Raw genomic sequence first — 19,901 nt, forward strand, 5'->3', positions numbered from 1 at the left:
CGCTCATTTCGGGTACCCGATCCGCACCGCATCCGTATCACGGGAAGGGACGGAAGACGCGCAAAGAACGATCGATGCCACGACGAGAGGAACCGGGATGCGCCCGACCCAGGCGAAGGACCACCCCGCGGCCACGCCGTCGCCCCTCCCCCGCCTGGTGGCCCCGTCGGGGTCCTCGCCGCGGCGAAGGCGTCCGGGCCGTGCGGTCGCCGGCGGGGCCCACAGCACGGATCCCCCGCACGGCGTCGCCGTCCAGGAGGTCGAACCCGCCGCCGTCGACGCGGACGTGGCCGCGGCGGTCGGGCACGTCCTCGATCAGGTGCTCGCCGACCGGCTCACCCGGGCCGGCGCCCTGGACACCCTCTTCGCGCGGGACCTGGCCGAGCGGGTCACCCGCTTCACCCAGGACGGCGGCAAGCGCACCCGGTCGCAGCTCGTCTGGTGGTCGATGCGCGCCTGCGGCGGAGTCGACGGGCCGAAGGCCACGGCGGCCCTGCGCGTCGGGGCGGCGCTCGAACTGCTCCAGACCTGCGCCCTCGTCCACGACGACGTGATGGACGGCTCGACGCTGCGTCGCGGACGTCCGGCGCTGCACACGGACGTGCGCGACCGCTACGACGGTGCCGCGTCGCCCGCCCGCGTCGCCCGCTTCGGGGAGGCGGCCGCGATCCTGGCCGGGGATCTGGCGCTCGTATGGGCGGACGACGTGGTGGCCGAGACGCCGCTCGACCGGTGGACGGCGACCGTGGTGCGCCGACTGTGGAGCGACATGCGCACGGAGATGGTGGCGGGTCAGTTCCTCGACCTCCACGGCCAGCTGACCGGGTCGCGCTCCCAGCCGCGTGCCCTGCGCGCCGCGTGCCTCAAGAGCGCGCTGTACTCGGTCGAGCGCCCCCTCGCGCTCGGCGCGGCGGTGGCGGGCGCGGACGGCCGCACCATACGGGCACTGTGCGCGGCGGGACGCCGGGTGGGCATGGCCTTCCAACTGCGCGACGACCTCGACGACGTCTTCGGCGACCCCCGGCGCACCGGCAAGAGCTGCGGCGGGGACATCCGCGAGGGAAAGCCGACGTACCTGGTCGCCCTTGCGGTGGCACGCGCCGAGGCCACGGGCGACCGGCCCGCCCTGACGGTGCTCGAACGGGCGCTCGGCGACGAGGGCCTGACTCCGGCCGGGCTCGACGAGGTACGGGACGTCCTGGCGCGTACGGGCGCCAGGGCGGCGGTCGAGTCGAAGATCGACCGCCTGTCGGCGCAGGGACTGCGCCACTTCGACGGCACCGCCCTCGACCCGGAGGCCAGGGGCCGGCTGCGCGGACTGCTGACCGAGGCGACCGCGCCCCGCGCCGCGGACGGCCCGTTTGGAGCGACCGCCTCCCGCACCACGCACGGCCCGCCCGGAGCAACGGCCTCCCGCACCACGGACGGCCCGCCCGAGGCGACCACCTTCCAGACTGCGGACGGCCCGCCCGAAGCGACCGCGTCCCGCGCCGCGGACGGCCCGCTTGAAGCGACCGTCGGTTCCGGCGCGTCCGTGCCCCTGGCCGCCCGAGCGACGGAGGTCCGTCGATGACGCGCACGCTGTCCGGCCGTACGGACCATGTGGTGGTCGTCGGAGCGGGTCTCGCCGGTCTGTCGGCGGCCCTCCATCTGCTGGGATCGGGGCGTCGGGTCACGGTCGTCGAGCGGGACGCCCTGCCCGGCGGCCGGGCGGGACGGCTGCAGCTGGGCGGGTACCTGATCGACACCGGCCCGACCGTGCTGACGATGCCCGACATCGCCGACGAGGCCTTCGCGGCCGTCGGCGACAGTCTGTACAAGCGGGTCGACCTGATCCCGCTGCACCCGGCCTACCGGGCGTCGTTCGCGGACGGCAGCACCTTGGACGTGCACACCGAGGGCGAGGCGATGGCCGCGGAGGTGGAGCGGTTCGCCGGGGCCCGTGAGGCGGCGGGCTACCGGCGGCTGCGGGCCTGGCTGGAGCAGCTCTACCGGGCCCAGATGAACCGCTTCATCGACGCGAACTTCGACTCCCCCCTCGACCTGCTGACCGGAGACCTGGCCCGCCTCGCGGCGCTCGGCGGCTTCGGACGCCTCGACCGCCGCATCCGCGCCTTCTTGAAGGACGAGCGCCTGCAACGGGTCTTCTCCTTCCAGGCCCTGTACGCGGGTGTGCCGCCGGCCCGCGCGCTCGCCGCCTACGCGGTCATCGCGTACATGGACACGGTCGCCGGGGTGTACTTCCCGCGCGGCGGCATGCACGCCCTGCCGCAGGCCATGGCCGACGCCGCCGAGGACGCGGGCGCGGAGCTGCGGTTCGGCGAGCGGGTGACCCGGCTGGAACGGTCGGGCGGGCGCGTCACCGCCGTCGTCACCGCGCGCGACCGCATCCCCTGCGACGCGGTCGTCCTCACGCCGGACCTGCCCGTCACCTACCGGCTCCTCGGCCGCACCCCCCGCCGGCCGGTCAGGCTGCGGCACTCCCCCTCCGCCGTCGTGCTGCACGCCGGCACGGACCGCACCTGGCCGCAGCTGGCCCATCACACGATCTCGTTCGGCGCCGCCTGGCGGACCACGTTCGACGAACTCACCCGCCAGGGGCGGCTGATGAGCGACCCGTCCCTGCTCATCACCCGGCCCACCGCGACCGACCCCGGCCTCGCCCCACCGGGCCGTCATCTGCACTACATCCTCGCTCCCTGCCCCAACACCGACATCGGACCGGGCGCCTCCGCCTGGGGCGAGCTCGGCCCGCGCTACCGGGCGGAGCTGTTGCGCGAGTTGGAGCGGCGCGGTCTCGACGGCATCGAGGCGGCCATCGAGGACGAGTCCCTCGTCACCCCGGCCGATTGGCTGGGCCAGGGTCACGCGGCGGGCACCCCCTTCTCGGTGGCCCACACCTTTCCGCAGACGGGTCCGTTCCGGCCCCGCAACCTCGTACGGGGCACGGAGAACGCCGTCCTTGCCGGCTGCGGCACCACCCCCGGCGTGGGCGTCCCGACCGCGCTGGTGTCGGGGAAGCTGGCGGCGGCCCGGATCACCGGCGGCGCCCGGCGGCTCTCCGCCCGCACCGGGGGGGCGGCACGATGACCGCACGCGAACTCGACGCCGCGGGCATCACCGACCCGGTGCTGCGGGCGGCGTACCGCCGGTGCCGTGAGCTGAACGCGGCGCACGGGAAGACGTACTTCCTGGCCACCCGTCTGCTGCCGGCCGACCGCAGGCCCGCCGTGCACGCCCTGTACGGGTTCGCCCGGTGGGCCGACGACATCGTCGACACGCCGGAACCGGGCACGGACGACGGCCTGCGCGGTGCGCGGCTCGCGGCGCTCCAGCGGCGCCTCGACGACGGGCTGCGGCAGGAGAGTGGTGACGAACCGGTGGTGCTGGCCCTGGCCGACACCGCGCGCCGCTACGCCATCGAGCACGCCCACTTCCAGGACTTCATGACAGCGATGAGGTCCGACCTGGACGTCACGGACTACCCCACCTACGCGGACCTGCGCGCCTACATGCACGGCTCGGCCGCCGTGATCGGTCTGCAGATGCTGCCGGTCCTCGGCACGGTGGTGCCGCGCGAGGAGGCCGAGCCGCACGCGGCGGACCTCGGGGTGGCGTTCCAGCTGACCAACTTCCTGCGGGACGTCGGCGAGGACCTCGACCGGGGGCGGATCTACCTGCCCGCCGACCTGCTGGCCGGGCACGGTGTCGACAGGGAGGTGTTGCGCCGGTGCCGTGACACGGGCCGCGAGGACCGGCGCGTCCTGGCCGCGCTGCGGGAGTTCGAGGCACTGACCCGCCGTGTCTACCGCGAGGCGGAACCCGGACTCGCCATGCTCGATCCCGTGTCCCGCCCCTGCGTCCGCACCGCGTTCATCCTGTACGGGCGCATCCTCGACGCCGTCGCGAGGGACGGCTACGCCGTGCTGCACCGCCGCGCCGTGGTGCCCCGCCGGGAGCGTGCGGCGGTCGCGGCGGACGGCCTCGTCCGGGTGCTCGCGGCCAGACTGCGCCACCGGAGCCGGTCCGCCCCGCCAGGGACGCCCACCCGCCCGACGCCCCCCGAACCGGCGACGGTAGGTACGCCCACCCGCCCAACGCCCCCCGAATCCACGGCGGTACGTACGTCCACACGCCCGACACCGCCCGAACCGGCGACGGTACGTACACCTGCGCGGCCCACACCGCCCGAACCCGCGCCGGTTCGGCCTCCGGCCCGCCCCGCATCGCCCGCCACACCGGCCCGGCCGGTCTCCGAGGAGGTCGTGTGAAGCGCGAACCGTCCGCACGACGACGCCCCCGCCTTCCCCTGTCGCTGCGCCGCGGGCCCGTCCCGTGGGACCGGCAGCGCCCCACCTGGCGGGACGCCAGGCCGGGCCTCATCGCGGAGGCGCTGAAGCGTGCGCAGGCCAGGCCGTCCGGAAACTGGTACGTCGTGGGGGCCTCGGCCGCCCTGCGCGGCGACCGGCCCCTGGCCCGGACGGTCGCGGGCCGCGAGGTGGTGGTCTGGCGCGGCGCCGACGGACGGCTGCTCGCCGGGCCGGGGGTCTGCCCCCACCTCGGGGCGCCGTTGGCGGACAGCCCGGTCCGCTGCGGGACGCTGGTGTGCCACTGGCACGGACTGGCTCTCGACGGGGCCTCGTTCGCGGGCTGGGACCCCCTGCCCGCCCACGACGACGGTGTCCTCGTCTGGGTGCGGCTCGACGAGGTCGGCGGGGAGGAGCCCCTGGACGCCCCGGTCGTACCGGTCCGTCCGACGCCCGCGCGCGGGGTGACGGCCGTGTACGAGGGGACCGGCGTCTGCGAACCCGAGGACGTCGTGGCCAATCGTCTGGACCCGTGGCACGGGGCGTGGTTCCACCCGTACTCGTTCGTGGACCTGACGGTGGTCGGCTCACCGGACGACCACGACACCGACGACCGCTTCACCGTCGACGTCTCCTTCAAGGTGGTGGGGCGGTTCGTGGTGCCCGTCCGGGCCGAGTTCACCGCCCCCGAGCCGCGCACGGTCGTCATGCGCATCACCGAGGGGGAGGGCGTGGGCTCGGTGGTGGAGACCCATGCGACCCCCCTCGGGCCTGACGACCGGGGCCGTCCGCGCACGGCGGTGACCGAGGCCGTGGTGGCCGCGTCCGACCGCCCCGGTTTCGGGTTCGTACGCCGGGCCGCCCCGCTCCTGCGCCCGGTGATGCGTACGGCGGCGGCCCGGCTGTGGCGGGACGACCTGGCGTATGCCGAACGGCGCTGGCAGCTGCGTTCGGCGGGCCGGTTCCCGGGGTGAGCCCGGCGGGCCGGCGGCGGCACGACCGGCCGGCCGACGGAAGCGAGGGGGCGGACGGCCGATCGGCTCCACCCGCCGGGCGCGGCGACGACCGTCGCACGCATGGAAGCGACCTTTTCGGACAGGATGGGCCGAGTGATCCTCTCCGACACCGTCTACCTCGCTGTGGGCCTGGGAGCGCTCGGCGCGGCCGTCGTGCCGAGGCTCGTGTTCAAGCGGCCCTTCTCCACGCCGATGGTCTTCCTCGCCGCCGGCGTCCTCGTGGCGGCGCTGCCCCTGCCCGTGCCCACGGTGGACCCGGTGCGCGACCGGCTCTGGGTCGAGCACGTGACCGAACTGTGCGTGATCGTGTCGCTGATGGGAGCCGGCCTCGCTCTCAACCGGCCTTTCGGGCTCCGCGCGTGGGGCGGACCCTGGCGCCTGCTCGGCCTCAGCCTGCCGCTGACCATCGCCGGGACGGCGCTTCTCGCCGCACTCCTGCTGGACTGGCCGCCCGCGCTCGCCCTGCTCGTCGCCGCGGTGCTCGCGCCGACGGATCCCGTGCTGGCGGCGGAGGTGCGCGTGGGAGAGCCCACGGACGCGGAGAACGACGAGGACGAGGTCCGCTTCACCCTCACCGCGGAAGCCGGGCTGAACGACGGACTGGCCTTCCCGTTCGTCCTGGCCGCCCTCGCGCTCGCGACGGCGGCCGGCGACGGATGGTCGGCGGACTGGATCGGACGATGGCTGCTCGTCGACGTCCTGGGCAAGATCGCGGTCGGCGTGGCGATGGGGCTCGTGGCCGGACGTCTGCTGGGCATGATGTTCTTCCGCGCGCAGTCGAACGCGCTGCGTCTATCGGAACACATGGAGGGGTTCGTCGCCCTGGGCGCGACGTTCGTGGCGTACGGAGCGGCCGAGCTTCTCCACGGCTACGGCTTCCTCGCCGTGTTCGTGACGGCCTGCACCATCCGCGCGGCCGAACGGAGCCACGGCTACCACCGGGTGCTGCACGAGTTCACCGAACAGATCGAGCGGCTCCTGACCGTGTGTCTGCTCTTCCTCCTCGGGGGCTACCTCGTCGCCTCCGGCCTGCAGGCCCTGACCTGGCAGGGAGCCCTCGTCGGCGTCCTGCTCGTCCTCGTCGTCAGGCCGGCCGCGGGGTGGCTCGGCCTGATCGGTTTCGCGGCGGGGCCGAGGGAGAAGGCGGTCACCGCCTTCTTCGGCATCCGTGGCATCGGCTCGCTGTTCTACCTCGCGTACGCCCTCGGGCACACCGAGGCCTTCGAGGCGCACGCGCGGCAGCTCTGGTCCGTGGTGGCCTTCACCGTACTGCTGTCCGTGGTCGTCCACGGGGCCGCCGCGACGCCGATCATCCGACGACTCGACCGGCTGCGCCGCTCCTCGCCCTCCCCACCCTGAGGCCCTGGACGGGGCCGAAGCCGGGTCCCGGGCCGGGTGGGTTCCGCATGCCCTGCGTGCCCTCCGTGTGCTCACTTCGGCATGAGCACCGTGTCGATGACGTGCACAGTCGCGTTGGAGGTGTGCACGTCACCGCAGACGATGGCGGCGGAGTCGTTCACCTTGTACGCGTCCCCGGACCCGGCAGTCGTCAGCGTCCCGCCCTGAAGGGTCTTGAAGGACCCGTCCGCGAGGTCCGCCTTGTCCACCGGCTGGTCGACCACGTGGTAGGTGAGGATCTTGGTGAGCATCTCCTTGTCGGCGAGGACCTTGTCCAGGTCCGCCTTCGGGATCTTCGCAAAGGCCTCGTTCGTCGGCGCGAAGACGGTGATGTCCTTCGCGTTGTTCAGGGTGTCCACAAGACCGGCCTTCTCGACGGCGGTGACCAGGGTGGACAGCGCCGGGTTGTTCGAGGCGGCCGTGGCGACCGGGTCGTCCGCCATGCCGGAGAGCGAGCCCTCGCCCTCCTTCGGCACGGAGGCGCACCCGGGGCCGAACGGGCTACCGCCCTCGTCGGCCGACGCCTGCGGGGCGAGCGCTCCGAGCGAGACCGCGAGGGCCGCCGCGGCCAGGGCGGCCGGGACACGACGTGGGGTCAGCGTGGTGTTCATGACGTGCTCCTTGCATCGGCCGGATGCCCGACGCCCGACGTCGAGCGGCTGCGGCCGTGGTTCGGTTGTCCTCTCATGGAGTCATTCCGTGTCGGACGGGTCCGCGGATGGGATCCGCGGCACATTTCTTCACGACCCGGGGATACGCGGGGAGCCGCATCCGCCGGACGCCCGACCACGGAAGTCCAGAGGGCGCGGCCACAGGCCCCGCGGGAACGCAACGGATCGAGACCGGTATGACAGGCACGCACTGGCTCTTCGGCGACCAGCTGGGCCCGGGCTTCCTCGTGGCGGGCGACGGTGTCTCCCGCGACGCCCCCGTGGTGATGATCGAATCGCGGGCCGTCTTCCGCCGTCGGCGCTTCCACCGGGCGAAGGCCCATCTGGTGCTCTCCGCGATGCGGCACCGCGCGGCGGAACTCGGTGACCGGGTGACGTACGTGAAGGCCGACACCTACCGTGAGGGGCTCGCGCGGGCCGTGGGCGACGGACCGGTGACGGTGCACCACCCCACGTCCCGGGCGGCGCTGGCCCTCGTACGGTCCCTTGCGAACGTCACCGTCCTGCCGCCGCGCGGGTTCCTGGTCCGGCACGAGGACTTCGCCGCATGGGCGCGGGGGCAGCGCGGGCTCCGGATGGAGGGCTTCTACCGGGCCGTGCGGCGCGACCACGATCTCCTGATGGAGGGCGGGAGTCCGGCGGGCGGCACCTGGAACCTCGACCACGAGAACAGGGAGCCGCCTCCTCGTGGGGCCCGGACCCTGGGCGCTCCGGCGCCCTACCGGCCCCGGGAGGACGCCGTCGACGAGGAGGTCCGCCGCGACCTGGACCGGTGGGAACGCGACGGAGACGTCTCCTTCGTCGGCCGTGACGGCCCCCGCCTGTTCCCCGCCCACCGTCGCGAAGCCCTCGCCGCGCTGCGCCGCTTCCTCCGCCACCGGCTGGCCGGATTCGGCGCGCACGAGGACACGATGCTCGCCGCCGACGACACCATGAGCCACAGTCTGCTGTCCTCGTCGCTCAATCTGGGGCTGCTCGACCCGGCCGAGTGCGTGGAGCCGGCGGAGGCCGCCTGGCGGGCGGGCGAGGCACCCCTGAACTCGGTCGAGGGGTTCGTCCGGCAGATCGCGGGATGGCGCGAGTACGTCTGGCAGCTCTACTGGTACTTCGGTGAGGACTACCGGACGTCGAACACCCTCCGTCACACCACTCCCCTGCCCGACTGGTGGGACGAGCTCGACGCGGACGCCGTGTCCGCCCGCTGTCTGTCGACGGTGCTCCGCCAGGTCAGGGACACGGGCTGGACCCATCACATCCCGCGCCTCATGGTCCTCGGGAGCTACGCGCTCCAGCACGGCTGGGATCCGGCGGCCGTGACCGACTGGTTCCACCGCAGCTTCGTCGACGGCTACGACTGGGTGATGCTGCCCAACGTGGTCGGCATGTCGCAGTACGCGGACGGCGGCCGGATGACCACCAAGCCGTACACCTCCGGCGGCGCCTACATCAATCGCATGAGCGACCTGTGCGCGCCCTGCCCCTACCGTCCGGACCGGCGGGTCGGCGCGGACGCCTGCCCGTACACGGCCGGTTACTGGAACTTCCTGCACCGCCACCGCGGCACGCTCCAGCACAACGTCCGGATCTCCCGGGCGGTGAACGGCCTCGACCGGCTGAAGGACCTGCCGGCGCTCCTCGCTCAGGAGCGGGACAGGGGCGCGGGGCCGCCCTGACGGGCGTACGGCACGTGACGGCGTACCGGGGGCGCGCTCGGCCGCCCTCAGCCGCCTGTCCCCCGGTCGTCCCGCCCGTCACCGCCGTCTCCGGCGCCGGCCCCGGTCCCGGAGACGCCCAGCGAGCGTTCCTCCAGGCGACCTCCGTGTCCCAGTAGGCCGGTCTGGTCGAGCGAGTACTCCCGCATGAGCCGTGGCAGGTCCCATCGCGACATCAGGTCGACCAGGAGGGGGAAGACGGGACGCCCGGCCTGGGCGAGGCGGAGCCACGGCGGCGCGTAGACGGCCGCGCGGCGCCGTACCACTCCGTGCTCGATCCAGGCGGCCACCTGGTCCACCGGGTAGACGCGCCGGGCGGGCGCGGGCATGTGCGCGCGCAGCTCTCTGAGCACCACGTGCCGGTCGACGTCGCGGATCATGTCCGTGTCGGTCCAGTGCAGGTAGGCGACGCCGACGCCGACGCCGAAGCCGGCCACCTCCGGGCGGAGGGATCGGGCGAAGGACTCGGCACCCGCCTTGGAGGCGCAGTAGGCGCTCATCATGGGAGCGGCGCCGAAGGCCGCGGTGGAGCAGATCTGCAGGAAGTAGCCGTGGGTGGCCCGGAGGCCGGGGAGGAAGGACCGGGCCGTGACGGCGCTGCCGATGAGGTTGACCTCGATGACACGCCGCCAGGTGTCCGGGTCGGAACTCTCGAAGGGGCCTCCCGCGGCGACGCCGGCGTTGGCGATGACGACCGAGGGAGCGCCGAGGTGCCGTCCGACCTCGGCCGCGGCCCGGCTCATGGCGTCGTCGTCGGTGACGTCGACCTCCACGACGTGGCTCTCGGTGCCCAGCGTCGCGGCCACCGCCGCCAGTGTGGCGGCCTCGCGGCCCAGGAGGGCCACGCGCATCCCGCGGGCCGCGAGCCGACGGGCCAGGCCGGCGCCCAGACCGCGTGCCGCGCCCGTGACGACGGCGGTACGTCCTTGCAGTTCCCATGAGCGTGACATGTCGCCTCCGTGTCGCTGCGGCCTGGCGTCACAGGCTCTTCTCGTCCGCGCGTGTTCTGGATGCGACGCGGAGATGCCCGAGGGTGCGCCGCCACCCGTTCGGCGCCGGTCGTTCTCGCCCCGCCCCTCCCCGCAGCCCGTTTCGAGCGCCTGTTCACGGATAGACGGCGTCCGTCAGGAACATCGACACAGCGGAGGGGACGCCGCGAGCCGTCGACCAGCGAGGGAGGGGCCCGGATGCACACGACCGGGAATGACAACGGTACGGCTCCGCGCCCCCGAGCGCGCGTCTGGCGCGATCTCGTGCTGGCGGTGGGGCTCATAGGGATATGCGCCGGCGGCCTGGCTCTCTTCCTCAAGACGGCGGAGGTGGCGGGGGGCCGCAGTTCCGGGGTCCCGGTCGTCGTCCTCGTGGCGCTCGCCGCCCTAGGAGTGCTCGCCGTCGGTCTCGCGATGGCCCGCCGGGGTACGCCGCCGGTCGAGTACGGCCGCCGGAGCCTGCGCCGCCACGCCGCCCCGCCGGAGGCCCTGCCTCCCGCCCCGGACGTGCCCGACGTCGGGTCCGATGCCCTGGACCACGCGGCGGTCGACGCCGACGGTTTTGAACACGCGGTCGCCGCGCTCTGCGCGCGGGACGGCTGCACCGCCGTGGAAGTCGTCGGTGGCGCGGGCGACCTGGGCGCCGACGTCGTCGCGGTCACCATGGACGGCCGTCGAGTCGTCCTCCAGTGCAAGCACTACGCGGAGGACAACCGCGTCGGCTCCCAGGACCTGCAGAGGTTCGGAGGCACCTGCTTCACCATCCACGAGGCGGACGTGGCCGTCATGGTGACCACCAGCTCCTTCACCGCGCCCGCCGCCGAGTACGCCGCCACCTGCGGGATCATCTGCGTGGACGGCGAAGCGCTGGCCGCGTGGACGGACCAGCTCGCGCCGGCCCCGTGGGACGCGCTCGTCACCGATCCTGCGGCTCCCTGCCCCGTGACCGACCCGGCATGAGCCGCCGCGCGGAGTACGGGCGGCCATGACGCCGCCGCCGGGCCCGGGGCGCCCCGGCCGGGTGCGGATGGTGGCTCCGGCCAGGGCCCACGGCTGCGGCATCAGTCCACCGGTTCGTCCACGGCGGAGTCCGGCTGCTTCTCCTGGTCCGCCTCCCCGTCGTCGCCGCCGTCCCGGCGCCCGGTGCCCGCCACGTCGGTGTCGGGCGCCTCTCGGCCGGGCCAGTCCGGTACGGGTATCGCCAGGGGGTCCTCGCCCTCTTCTGCCTGCTGGTTCTGCGGGTCGCGGGGAAGCGGCTCGTCCGGAGTGCTCATATTGCTCACCTTCCTCTGGCGGCGGTCTTTCGCTGGTGGAGACGGAGGTCGCGCACGACTCCGTCCCTCGGCTGCTCACCGGTGTACGCCCCCGCAAACCCTCACCGCCGCACGCGCCCCCCACACGGGTCAGTGGTCAGGCGTCAGCGGCGCCGGAGTCGGAGCCAGAGCCAGAGGAGCCGGAGCCGCGGCCGGAGCCGGAGTCCGAGTCCGCGTCGAGGGCCTCGAGCCCGTCGCGCCAGCGCGCCGTCCGATCCGTCGCGCTCTGTTCCCACCACGGCTCCCCGCGTTCACCGAGAGCGACCTTCGCCCGGTGTACGCGCGCCCGCGCGGCCCGCTCGGCCACCGTGTCCCGCTTCCGCAGCGCCGCGGCCACGCCTCGGCGGGCCGCCATCAGATGCGAGCGCAGCCGGGCCGCGGACTCCTCGGGAATGTCGGGATCGGTGGCACGCCACCGCCGGCCCTCGACGACGATGTAACGCCCGTCGGCCGTGTGTTCCGGATGCGACCTCGTCGGCTTCGACACACCGCTCCCTTCCTCTCCACCGATCCTCCCCGCCCTGGCTCCCGGTCGCAGCCCCTGCGCGCCGCCGGCCCCCGGACCGTGGCAGCCGCCGCCAACGGTGCGGGGACCACGGCGTCAGCGGAACGACGGCGTGCGGGTGGCGGTGACGACGTAGTAGTCGAGGCTGCCCTCCCGGTACGCCTTCAGGAAGTTGCGCGGCCATGTGCCCGGCTCCCACTGGTCCGACAGCCAGCGGTCCCAGCCCTCCCACACCTCGGGACCGACGGAGGTGGCCCGCACCTCCGTCAGGCCGGCCCGATCGAACGCCTCGGTCAGACACCCGACGGGGCGGGCGATGTCCAATCCGTCGGCGAACGAGTTCAGGAGGGCCGCGAGCCGACCGCGGTGGCCCGGGTCGTCGTCCGGGGTGAAGAAGCTCGCGACGGCCACCCGCCCGCCGGGCCGCAGCACCCGTGCCGTCTCACGGGCGAAGGCCGTCAGGTCCTCGAAGTGCTGGGCGGCCTCGACGCTGTGGACGCGGTCGAACGCACCCTCGCCGAACGGCATGTCCTCCGCCGCACCCCGGACGAACCGGAGCGACGACGGGGAGGCGTCCAGCAGCACGGCGTTGGCGCGGCGGGCGCGCTCCAGCTGCTGCGGGTGGATGTCCATACCGGTCACCCGCGCCGGCTGGTACTCGCGTACGGCCAGGGCGCATCCGACACCGAGCCCGCAGCCGACCTCGAGCAGATCCCGCCCTTCGAGCGGGCCGGCGGCGTCGAGCACATGCCGGTACATGTCCTCCTGGCTGCGGACGCGATCGTCCACCGAGAGCGGTCCGCCGAGATCGATCGAGCGCCAGTAGCCGAAGTTGATGAACCCTCCGGCGAACACCGGAACCGAACTGAGGTCGGCCGGCCCGTACGTCTCCCGGACCGCGGGCCGCATGTCCACCGCTTCCGCCATCTGCGTCACCTCCACGGAAAGTGTGACGGCGGGGCCCGCCCGTGTCGACGGCGCCTCGCGCACATCGGCACCACGACGCCCGGCCTCTCGGCAGGTGACCCCCTTGTACGGGCCGGACCGGCCGCCGCTGACCCCGACGCGGCGAGCGCGGCCCGTCAGCGACTCCGCGAGGCGTTGAGCCGGGCGGCCTGCCGCGTCAGGTGGTCGCGCTCGGCGAGGTTCGGTGCCTTCCGGGCCGCCTCCGCGTACAGGCGAGCCGCCGTCGCCGGGTCCCCGTCGCGCTCGTGGAGGTACGCCGCCACCGCGGTGTGGCGGGGCACGGCTTCGTCCACGGTCGCGAGCGCCGCCAGACCGGCGCGCGGTCCGTCGGCCTCGCCGACGGCCACGGCGCGGTTGAGCCGAACGACCGGGCTGTCGGTCAGGCGCGCCAGCTCGTCGAACCACTCGACGATCTGCACCCAGTCGGTCTCCTCGGCGGCGCGTGCGTCGGCGTGGAGCGCCGCGATGGCGGCCTGGGCCTGGAACTCGCCCAGCCGGTCACGGGCGAGGGCCCGCTGCAGGATCGCGACGCCCTCCGTGATCGCCCCGGTGTCCCACCTGCCGCGGTCCTGCTCGGCGAGCGGCACCAGACTGCCGTCGGACGCCGTCCGGGCGGCCCGCCGGGCATGGTGGAGCAGCATGAGGGCGAGAAGTCCCCCGACCTCGGGGTGGTCGATCGCGGCCGCCAGCTGCCGGGTGAGGCGGATGGCCTCTGCGGCGAGGTCGACGTCGCCGGAGTAACCCTCGTTGAAGACCAGGTAGAGAACGCGCAGCACGGTGGCGACGTCCCCCGTCCTGTCGAGCCGTACGCCGGACACGGTGCGCTTGGCCCGGCTGATGCGTTGCGCCATCGTCGCCTCCGGCACCAGGTAGGCCTGGGCGATCTGGCGGGTGGTCAGCCCGCCGACGGCGCGCAGCGTGAGCGCGACCGCCGACGACGGGGTCAGCGAGGGGTGGGTGCAGAGGAAGTAGAGCTGGAGGGTGTCGTCCGCGGCGGCCCCGGGTCCCGGCACCGGCTCCGCGTCGACGACGTCCTCGCGTCGGCGGCGGGCGGTGTCGGCCCGGGTCGCGTCGAGGAACTTGCGCCACGCCACGGTGACCAGCCAGCCCTTGGGGTCCCGTGGCTGGTCGGCCGGCCAGACGCGGACCGCCTCGACCAGCGCGTCCTGCACGGCGTCCTCGGCCGCCGCGAAGTCGGCTCCGCGGCGGACGAGGATTCCGAGGACGCTCGGTGTGAGGCTCCGGAGCAGGGCCTCGTTCATCGGGAAGGTCACTCCGTGACGGTGGGCGGCGCGGTCAGGAAGGGGCGGAGCTCGAGCCACTCGTGGATCGGCTTGCCGCCCGCTCCGGGGGCGGCGGACAGTTCTCCGGCCAGTTCGACGGCCCGCTCGTAGCTGTCGACGTCGATCACCATCCAGCCGGCGATGAGGTCCTTGGTCTCGGCGAAGGGGCCGTCGGTGACGGGCGGGCGGCCCTCGCCGTCGTACCGGACGAAGGTTCCCTCGGGGGCGAGCGCCTGGCCGTCGACGAACTCGCCGGTTCCCTCCAGCCGGGCCGCGAAGTCGTGCATGTACTGCATGTGGGCCGAGATGCCCTCCGGGGTCCACTGGTCCATCGGCACGTCGTTGACCGCGGCCGGGGCGCCACGGTAGTGCTTGAGCAGCAGGTACTTGGCCATCGTGCTTCTCCTCGGTCCGGTGCGACCCATGGTGGTCGCTTCCAGGGCGGGGACGGAGCCGACCACGGGTTCTCGACATCCACGCCCGAAGTCTTTTCGCGCGCTCGTCCGGAGACGCCGACCCGCGCGGAGACGAGGCGCATGAGCCGGCTAACGCGCCACGCGGTAGCGGAGGTGTACGACCCGTGAACCGTGGGTGCGGGTCTCGACGAGTTCGAGATCCACCCGGCGCTGGTGCGGGGGGAAGAACGGGATGCCGCCGCCGACCAGCACCGGATAGACCATGAGCTGGTACTCGTCGATGAGACCCGATGCGGCGGCCTCGGCTGCGAGGGTCGCGCCGCCGATCGCGATGTCGCCCTCCCCCGGCTCGGCTCGCAACCGTTCGATCTCCTCCGCAAGGCTGCCGGAGGCCAGGCGGGCATGGCCCTCGACTGCCGACAGCGTGGTGGAGAAGACGACCTTCGGCAGCGGATTCCACAACGCGGCCCACTCGAGCATGGAGTCGTCGACCGACGGATCCTGGTCGACGGTCTCCCAGTACAGCATCGTCTCGTACAGCCGCCGCCCCAACAGGTGGACGTCGACCTTGCGGATCTCGTCGATCCAGAAGCGGAAGACCCCGTCGTCGGGGGCCGTCCAGTCGAAGTCACCGTCCGGCCCGACGATGTAGCCGTCGAGCGAGACGCCCATCGAATAGGTCACGCTGCGCATGGAAGTCCTCCTCGGTGCCGAGTTCGACAGTACGACCGCCCGAAGCGACGGGACTTCACGGCACGCGGTGGGCTTCGGACGCGTTGCTCTGCGGGCAGCCGGCCGGCACCGTCAGGTCCCGCCCGCCCGCCACGCGCCGACCGGCTGCCGCGGAGAAACCGAGGAAGGACCTACGCGCCGGGCGGGATCAGAAGGCGTAGCGCACGCGCAGCCAGGGGGCACGGGCCTCGATCAGGCCACGCATCGTCTCGACGGCGGACGCCTTGACCGCGTTCCGGTAGCGGACGTTCCAGCTGCCGTTCTCGGAGCGCTTGGGCTGCTGGAGGTCCTGGCGCCAGAGCATCTCCTCGGCTCGGGGGTGCCAGCCGAGGTTGACCTCGTGCAGGTCCTGGTTGTGGGTGAGCATGATGATCTCGGCAGCCGCCTGGTCCCGCACCCGTTTCGGCAGGACGTCGCCCATGGCGCGGAGCAGCTCGTCCCAGGCCTGCTCCCAGCCCGGCCGGATCACCACCGGGGAGAGGTTGAAATGCACTTCGTATCCGGCGTCCAGGAAGTCCGCGGCCGCCGCGAGACGGTCCGCGACCGGGCTGGTCCGGATGTCCAGGAGCTTGGAGTCGTCCGGCGGCATCAGGGAGAACCGGATCCGGGTACGGCCCCGCGGGTCGAGCCGTAGCAGATCGGGGTTGACGAACTTGGTGGCGAAGGACGCCTTGGCCGTGGGCCACCGGCGGAAGGCGTGGACGAGGTCGGCGGTGTTGTCGCTGATCAGGTCGTCGACCGAGCAGTCGCCGTTCTCCCCGATGTCGTACACCCAGGCCTGCGGGTCGCACTGGTTGGGTTCGGTCTTGGGGCCGGTGGCGGCGATGTGCCGGCCGATGCCGCCCAGGACGCGGTCGACGTTCGTGAAGACGGTGATGGGGTTGGCGAAGCCCTTGCGTCGCGGGACGTAGCAGTACGCGCAGGCCATGGCGCATCCGTTGGAGAGCCCGGGGGCGATCCAGTCGGCGGAGCGTCCGTTGGGCCGGACGCCGAAGGACTTGCGCTCGCCGAGGACCAGCGTCTCGCGCTTGACCCTCACCCACCGCTCCACGTTCCCCTCGTTGCCGTGCAGGTGCGGGATGCGCCAGTGGGAGTCCGTCTCGACGAGACGCGCGTCGGGGAACCGCGCGATGATCTGGCGCCCCCGCCACGAGTCCGCGGCGGCGGGCTCGGCGTGGATCTCCGCCACGTGCAGCAGTTTGCGCGCCTGCGGCCCGTCGCGGAACGGGCGGCTGTCCGCCTCGTCGGCCGGCGCGGCCGCGGCCATGAGCTCGCTCATGCTGAACAGGCCCTCGGCGTCCTCCACCGGCTCGTCCGCCGGTTCTCCCGCACGCTGTCTCATGGCCTCTCCGTCGGCACGGGGCTGATGTCCGGAGCGCCTGGCGCCGTCCCCGGGCCGGTGCCGGGCGGGCTCGGGGCGGGCCGTCGACACGGCACTCTTCCAGTGTACGGAAGGGGGGCGACGGCGCCCCGCCGGATCAGGGCGGCGCCTGCCGGATCAGAGCGGAGCGCCGCCGAACCCGATCTCGTTGCCGTCCGGATCGTGGTACGTCACCTTGCGTACACCGTTCGCGTAGGTCTCGCGGTCGGTCGGTGTCGGTCCGCGGTCGGCGATCGCGTCGACGCGGGTGTCGAGGTCGTCGACGAAGAGGGTGTGCAGGGCGTGGCCGGCCCGGCCGGGCCGGTGCTCGATGTAGACGTACCGATGGTCCCCCGACGCCGAACCCGGTCCGGCGGCGCGGCAGCGCGCCCATGCCCGGAGGGAGCACCGCTGGGGACGGAGCTACGGAGCATGCTCGCCGCGCGGATTCACCGCCCGAAGTCCGTTTTCATACCGTCCGACTGGCCTGGTCAGCCCGTCTATTGACGGATAGTCACGTAATCGCACAGTGATACGATCTCCGTGCAAGCGGGGCGGGCGGATAAGCGCAGAACAACACCTCCGGCTTCGGGGGTGTCTCAGGCAGGCGTCCCGGTGCGGGCGGTCCGCCGGTCCACCGCATTGACGGGAATTCCGCAACTGGCCGTCGGTCGCCTGAAGAGAGTCTTATGACGGAATACATACAGAACCCGGTGCTCTGGGCTCTGTCGGTCCTCGTTCTTGCCGCCATCGCCGTCATCGTCCGCCAGCGCAGGGCGGCCCAGGCCTTGAGGCAGCAGATCGACGGGCTCCGGAGCCACTACTCCGACCTGGAGAACCACTACACACAGTCCGTCGAGGCCGCGCAGGAACAGGCCGAGGAAGCGACGAAGACCGTCCTGAAGTCCGCGATGCGGACGCTCCAGGGTCTCGCCGCCGAACAGCAGCTGGTCGTCTCACGGCTGCAGAGCAAATACGGCGAGTCCGCCATGCTCCAGGACCTGCTCGAGATCGACCACACCAACTCGCAGTTCGGCCGGCGCGCGCAGTCCATCGCCGTGCTCTGCGACGGCTGGCTCGGCCGCCACCGCGACGTGGCGTCCGTGTACGACGTGGTCCGCAGCGCCCAGGGCCGGATCCGGCACTACCGGCGCGTGGAGATCCTCTCGCGCGTCGACTTCGGCATCACCAGCCGCGCCGTCGAACCGGTGGCGCTGGCGCTCGCCGAGCTCCTCGACAACGCCACCAGCTACTCGAGCCCGGACACGGTCGTCGAGATCAACACCCGCACCGTGCCCAAGGGCGTGTGCATCGTCGTCGACGACGCGGGCGTCGGCATGAGCGACGAGGAGCGGACCGGCGCCGAGCGGTTGCTCTCCAGCAACCGCGTCACCGGCGTCTCCGGACTCGGCAACCCGCCGCAGTTCGGCTTCGCCGTGATCGGCGTGCTGTGCGAGCGCTTCGGCTTCGAGGTGTCCGTGGACTCGACCTCCCCCTACGGCGGCGTCCGCGCGGTCCTCCTGCTGCCGCACGAGCTGCTCACCAGCGTCCCGGTGCAGAAGCCCACCGCGCCGCCCGTGACCACTCCCGGCGTACCGCACCCTCACCCCGGCGTACCGCATCCGCACCCGGGCGGGCCCGAGGTCGTGCCCGCGACGCCCCCGACCGCCGACGGCCTGCCCAAGCGGCGCCGCAAACGGCCGATGGCCATCGTGCCCAGCAGTACGTCCGCACAGGCTCCGAGCCGCTCCGACGCCGAAGCGGCGGCGATCATGAGTGCCTTCCAGCGAGGCACGCAGTCCGGCAGGGCGTCCGCTCCGGAGGCGCCGGACCGGACGAGCAGCACATCCGGTGCAAGCAGCGAAGGACATGAGGTCTCGTGAACGACGATCTGTCATGGATGCTCGACAGCGCCCTGGAGATTCCGGGGGCGCTGCACGCGGTCCTGATATCGGCCGACGGCCTGTTGATGGCCAGGTCGAACGACTACGACAGGGACAACGCCGACCGCGTCGCGGCCGCGATGAGCGGGGTGCAGTCGCTGAGCCGCTCGCTCGGCTTCTTCTGCGAGGACCCGAGCGCGCGGTGGCGGCAGACCCTGGTGGAGTTCGACGGCGGCTGGGTCTTCCTGATCTCCGCCGGTGAGGGCGCCTACCTCGGCGTCTCCGCCTCCCCGGACGTCGACATGGCCGACATCACCTTCCGGATGCAGCAGCTCGTCGGCCAGCTCGGCAAGGTGCTCATGACGCCGCCGCGTGAGAACCTCGGCGCGCGGTCATGAGGGGACGCGAGGAGTGGGAGCCGGAGGCCGCCGAGCTGGTCCGGCCCTACGTCATCACCAAGGGACGCGGCCTGCCCGACGAAGAGCAGCTGTCCCTGATCACGCTGGTGACGGCGGCGGACGAGGAGGGCCAGCGGCCCACCCGGCTCTCCCCCGAGGAGCAGCGCCTGCTCGACATCTGCTCCGCCGGCTACCTGTCGGTCGCCGAGATCGCCGGCCACACCCGGCTGCCGCTCGGTGTGGTGAAGATCCTCCTCGCCGCCCTGACCGAGGGCGGCTACCTCATCACCCGCTCGCCGGTGCGACGGGCCGCCCTCGCCGACCGGGAGATCCTGGAGGAGGTGCTCAATGGTCTCCGCGCCAAGTTTGGGTAAGCAGGACTACGTACGGGACGGGGCCTCGCAGATCCCGGTCAAGATCCTCGTCGTCGGTCATTTCGCGGTGGGCAAGACCACGTTCATCGGCTCGATCTCCGAGATCGAGCCGCTGACCACCGAGGAGCGGATGACGCAGGCCGCCGAGCACGTCGACGACCTCAAGGGCGTCCGGGGCAAGACCACCACCACGGTCGCCATGGACTTCGGCCGCCTCACCATCAGCGACCGCATCGTGCTCTACCTGTTCGGCACCCCCGGTCAGCAGCGGTTCGTGCAGATGTGGGAGGACCTCGCGCGCGGGGCTCTCGGCGCGCTGGTGCTCGTCGACCCCGAGCGGCTCGCGGACTCCTTCGGGGTCATCGACCTGATCGAGCAGTACGGACTGGAATACGCCATCGCCGTCAACCACTTCGACGGCTCGCCCCTGCGGGACGAGGCAGCGCTGCGCGAGGCGCTGGACCTGCTCGACGACACCCCCGTCGTCACCTGCGACGCGCGCGACGAGCAGTCGTCCGCCGCCGCACTGACCACTCTGGTCCGCTTCTTGCTGGACCGCGCCCGACAGGAGCAGTAGC

20 protein-coding genes and 1 pseudogene are annotated in these 19,901 nt (G+C 73.0%); 11 read left to right on the forward strand and 10 right to left on the reverse strand.

The features are described 5' to 3' along the window. Positions 1–97 precede the first annotated feature (97 nt). The 5 genes and pseudogenes from ABZ567_RS29210 to ABZ567_RS29230 all read left to right on the forward strand — a co-directional run bounded on the left by ABZ567_RS29210 (position 98) and on the right by ABZ567_RS29230 (position 6,682). Complete coding sequence (locus tag ABZ567_RS29210) at positions 98–1,573, forward strand: polyprenyl synthetase family protein (protein ID WP_360795406.1); 1,476 nt, start codon at positions 98–100, stop codon at positions 1,571–1,573. After that, positions 1,570–3,090, forward strand: coding sequence for a phytoene desaturase (locus tag ABZ567_RS29215; protein WP_360795408.1), 1,521 nt, complete (start codon positions 1,570–1,572; stop codon positions 3,088–3,090). The genes ABZ567_RS29210 and ABZ567_RS29215 overlap by 4 nt, the downstream gene beginning before the upstream one ends. Further along, positions 3,087–4,025, forward strand: a pseudogene (locus ABZ567_RS29220) (phytoene/squalene synthase family protein); the annotation flags it as partial. The gene ABZ567_RS29215 and the pseudogene ABZ567_RS29220, both read left to right, overlap by 4 nt. 242 nt (positions 4,026–4,267) lie before the next feature. Continuing rightward, on the forward strand, positions 4,268–5,281 hold the full coding sequence (locus ABZ567_RS29225; RefSeq protein WP_360795410.1) for a DUF5914 domain-containing protein: 1,014 nt from the start codon (positions 4,268–4,270) through the stop codon (positions 5,279–5,281). A gap of 126 nt (positions 5,282–5,407) precedes the next feature. Next, positions 5,408–6,682, forward strand: coding sequence for a cation:proton antiporter (locus ABZ567_RS29230; RefSeq protein ID WP_360795481.1), 1,275 nt, complete (start codon positions 5,408–5,410; stop codon positions 6,680–6,682). Between the two features lie 71 nt (positions 6,683–6,753). Here ABZ567_RS29230 and ABZ567_RS29235 read toward each other — a convergent pair whose 3' ends face one another. After that, a complete protein-coding gene (locus ABZ567_RS29235; RefSeq protein ID WP_360795413.1) occupies positions 6,754–7,332 on the reverse strand; it encodes a fasciclin domain-containing protein in 579 nt (192 codons plus the stop codon). Positions 7,333–7,568: 236 nt separating this feature from the next. Between ABZ567_RS29235 and ABZ567_RS29240 the strand changes: the two genes are divergently transcribed. After that, a complete protein-coding gene (locus tag ABZ567_RS29240; protein ID WP_360795416.1) occupies positions 7,569–9,065 on the forward strand; it encodes a cryptochrome/photolyase family protein in 1,497 nt (498 codons plus the stop codon). 47 nt (positions 9,066–9,112) lie between these two features. Here ABZ567_RS29240 and ABZ567_RS29245 read toward each other — a convergent pair whose 3' ends face one another. Further along, a complete protein-coding gene (locus ABZ567_RS29245) occupies positions 9,113–10,054 on the reverse strand; it encodes an SDR family oxidoreductase (protein WP_360795419.1) in 942 nt (313 codons plus the stop codon). Between the two features lie 237 nt (positions 10,055–10,291). On the opposite strand from ABZ567_RS29245, the gene ABZ567_RS29250 reads away from it, so the two are divergent. Then, positions 10,292–11,053, forward strand: coding sequence for a restriction endonuclease (locus ABZ567_RS29250; protein ID WP_360795422.1), 762 nt, complete (start codon positions 10,292–10,294; stop codon positions 11,051–11,053). A gap of 101 nt (positions 11,054–11,154) precedes the next feature. Here ABZ567_RS29250 and ABZ567_RS29255 read toward each other — a convergent pair whose 3' ends face one another. The 8 genes from ABZ567_RS29255 to ABZ567_RS29290 form a co-directional block, all read right to left on the reverse strand. Continuing rightward, positions 11,155–11,367, reverse strand: a complete 213-nt coding sequence (locus tag ABZ567_RS29255) for a hypothetical protein (RefSeq protein WP_360795425.1) — start codon at positions 11,365–11,367, stop codon at positions 11,155–11,157. Between the two features lie 136 nt (positions 11,368–11,503). Continuing rightward, on the reverse strand, positions 11,504–11,893 hold the full coding sequence (locus tag ABZ567_RS29260; RefSeq protein ID WP_360795428.1) for a hypothetical protein: 390 nt from the start codon (positions 11,891–11,893) through the stop codon (positions 11,504–11,506). 114 nt (positions 11,894–12,007) lie between these two features. After that, the gene (locus ABZ567_RS29265) at positions 12,008–12,838 is read right to left on the reverse strand and encodes a class I SAM-dependent methyltransferase (protein WP_360795431.1); all 831 of its coding nucleotides are present in this window, start codon (positions 12,836–12,838) and stop codon (positions 12,008–12,010) included. Between the two features lie 155 nt (positions 12,839–12,993). After that, complete coding sequence (locus ABZ567_RS29270) at positions 12,994–14,139, reverse strand: DUF6596 domain-containing protein (protein ID WP_360795484.1); 1,146 nt, start codon at positions 14,137–14,139, stop codon at positions 12,994–12,996. An 8-nt stretch (positions 14,140–14,147) separates the two neighbouring features. Beyond that, complete coding sequence (locus ABZ567_RS29275; protein WP_360795434.1) at positions 14,148–14,555, reverse strand: YciI family protein; 408 nt, start codon at positions 14,553–14,555, stop codon at positions 14,148–14,150. 150 nt (positions 14,556–14,705) lie between these two features. Then, positions 14,706–15,269, reverse strand: a complete 564-nt coding sequence (locus ABZ567_RS29280; protein WP_360795437.1) for a dihydrofolate reductase family protein — start codon at positions 15,267–15,269, stop codon at positions 14,706–14,708. A gap of 187 nt (positions 15,270–15,456) precedes the next feature. After that, positions 15,457–16,587: a spore photoproduct lyase family protein gene (locus ABZ567_RS29285; RefSeq protein ID WP_360795487.1), complete on the reverse strand. Its 1,131-nt coding sequence runs from the start codon at positions 16,585–16,587 to the stop codon at positions 15,457–15,459. 219 nt (positions 16,588–16,806) lie between these two features. Continuing rightward, positions 16,807–17,001, reverse strand: coding sequence for a VOC family protein (locus ABZ567_RS29290; RefSeq protein ID WP_360795490.1), 195 nt, complete (start codon positions 16,999–17,001; stop codon positions 16,807–16,809). Positions 17,002–17,357: 356 nt separating this feature from the next. On the opposite strand from ABZ567_RS29290, the gene ABZ567_RS29295 reads away from it, so the two are divergent. From ABZ567_RS29295 to ABZ567_RS29310, 4 genes are read left to right on the forward strand one after another with little or no spacing between them, the layout of a single operon-like run. Then, on the forward strand, positions 17,358–18,551 hold the full coding sequence (locus tag ABZ567_RS29295) for an ATP-binding protein (RefSeq protein WP_360795440.1): 1,194 nt from the start codon (positions 17,358–17,360) through the stop codon (positions 18,549–18,551). After that, positions 18,548–18,949, forward strand: a complete 402-nt coding sequence (locus tag ABZ567_RS29300; RefSeq protein ID WP_360795443.1) for a roadblock/LC7 domain-containing protein — start codon at positions 18,548–18,550, stop codon at positions 18,947–18,949. Before ABZ567_RS29295 ends, ABZ567_RS29300 begins: the two co-directional genes overlap by 4 nt. Beyond that, entirely contained in the window at positions 18,946–19,323 is a 378-nt protein-coding gene (locus tag ABZ567_RS29305) for a DUF742 domain-containing protein (RefSeq protein WP_360795446.1), read from the forward strand. Before ABZ567_RS29300 ends, ABZ567_RS29305 begins: the two co-directional genes overlap by 4 nt. Next, positions 19,298–19,900 (forward strand): ATP/GTP-binding protein, encoded by a 603-nt coding sequence (locus ABZ567_RS29310; protein ID WP_360795449.1) that lies wholly within the window; start codon positions 19,298–19,300, stop codon positions 19,898–19,900. The genes ABZ567_RS29305 and ABZ567_RS29310 overlap by 26 nt, the downstream gene beginning before the upstream one ends. Position 19,901 lies beyond the last annotated feature (1 nt).

Origin of the sequence: Streptomyces sp. NPDC016459 (assembly GCF_040632845.1) — a bacterium.
Classification (GTDB): domain Bacteria; phylum Actinomycetota; class Actinomycetes; order Streptomycetales; family Streptomycetaceae; genus Streptomyces.

Excerpts from the sequence above, each read along its gene's own strand:
- ABZ567_RS29245 (WP_360795419.1), bottom strand. The coding sequence starts at position 10,054 with ATGTCACGCTCATGGGAACTGCAAGGACGTACCGCCGTCGTCACGGGC.
- ABZ567_RS29305 (WP_360795446.1), top strand. The coding sequence starts at position 18,946 with ATGAGGGGACGCGAGGAGTGGGAGCCGGAGGCCGCCGAGCTGGTCCGG.
- ABZ567_RS29210 (WP_360795406.1), top strand. The coding sequence starts at position 98 with ATGCGCCCGACCCAGGCGAAGGACCACCCCGCGGCCACGCCGTCGCCC.
- ABZ567_RS29265 (WP_360795431.1), bottom strand. The coding sequence starts at position 12,838 with ATGGCGGAAGCGGTGGACATGCGGCCCGCGGTCCGGGAGACGTACGGG.
- ABZ567_RS29235 (WP_360795413.1), bottom strand. The coding sequence starts at position 7,332 with ATGAACACCACGCTGACCCCACGTCGTGTCCCGGCCGCCCTGGCCGCG.
- ABZ567_RS29275 (WP_360795434.1), bottom strand. The coding sequence starts at position 14,555 with ATGGCCAAGTACCTGCTGCTCAAGCACTACCGTGGCGCCCCGGCCGCG.
- ABZ567_RS29240 (WP_360795416.1), top strand. The coding sequence starts at position 7,569 with ATGACAGGCACGCACTGGCTCTTCGGCGACCAGCTGGGCCCGGGCTTC.
- ABZ567_RS29215 (WP_360795408.1), top strand. The coding sequence starts at position 1,570 with ATGACGCGCACGCTGTCCGGCCGTACGGACCATGTGGTGGTCGTCGGA.
- ABZ567_RS29230 (WP_360795481.1), top strand. The coding sequence starts at position 5,408 with ATGGGCCGAGTGATCCTCTCCGACACCGTCTACCTCGCTGTGGGCCTG.
- ABZ567_RS29270 (WP_360795484.1), bottom strand. The coding sequence starts at position 14,139 with ATGAACGAGGCCCTGCTCCGGAGCCTCACACCGAGCGTCCTCGGAATC.
- ABZ567_RS29295 (WP_360795440.1), top strand. The coding sequence starts at position 17,358 with ATGACGGAATACATACAGAACCCGGTGCTCTGGGCTCTGTCGGTCCTC.
- ABZ567_RS29255 (WP_360795425.1), bottom strand. The coding sequence starts at position 11,367 with ATGAGCACTCCGGACGAGCCGCTTCCCCGCGACCCGCAGAACCAGCAG.
- ABZ567_RS29250 (WP_360795422.1), top strand. The coding sequence starts at position 10,292 with ATGCACACGACCGGGAATGACAACGGTACGGCTCCGCGCCCCCGAGCG.
- ABZ567_RS29280 (WP_360795437.1), bottom strand. The coding sequence starts at position 15,269 with ATGCGCAGCGTGACCTATTCGATGGGCGTCTCGCTCGACGGCTACATC.
- ABZ567_RS29310 (WP_360795449.1), top strand. The coding sequence starts at position 19,298 with ATGGTCTCCGCGCCAAGTTTGGGTAAGCAGGACTACGTACGGGACGGG.
- ABZ567_RS29285 (WP_360795487.1), bottom strand. The coding sequence starts at position 16,587 with ATGAGCGAGCTCATGGCCGCGGCCGCGCCGGCCGACGAGGCGGACAGC.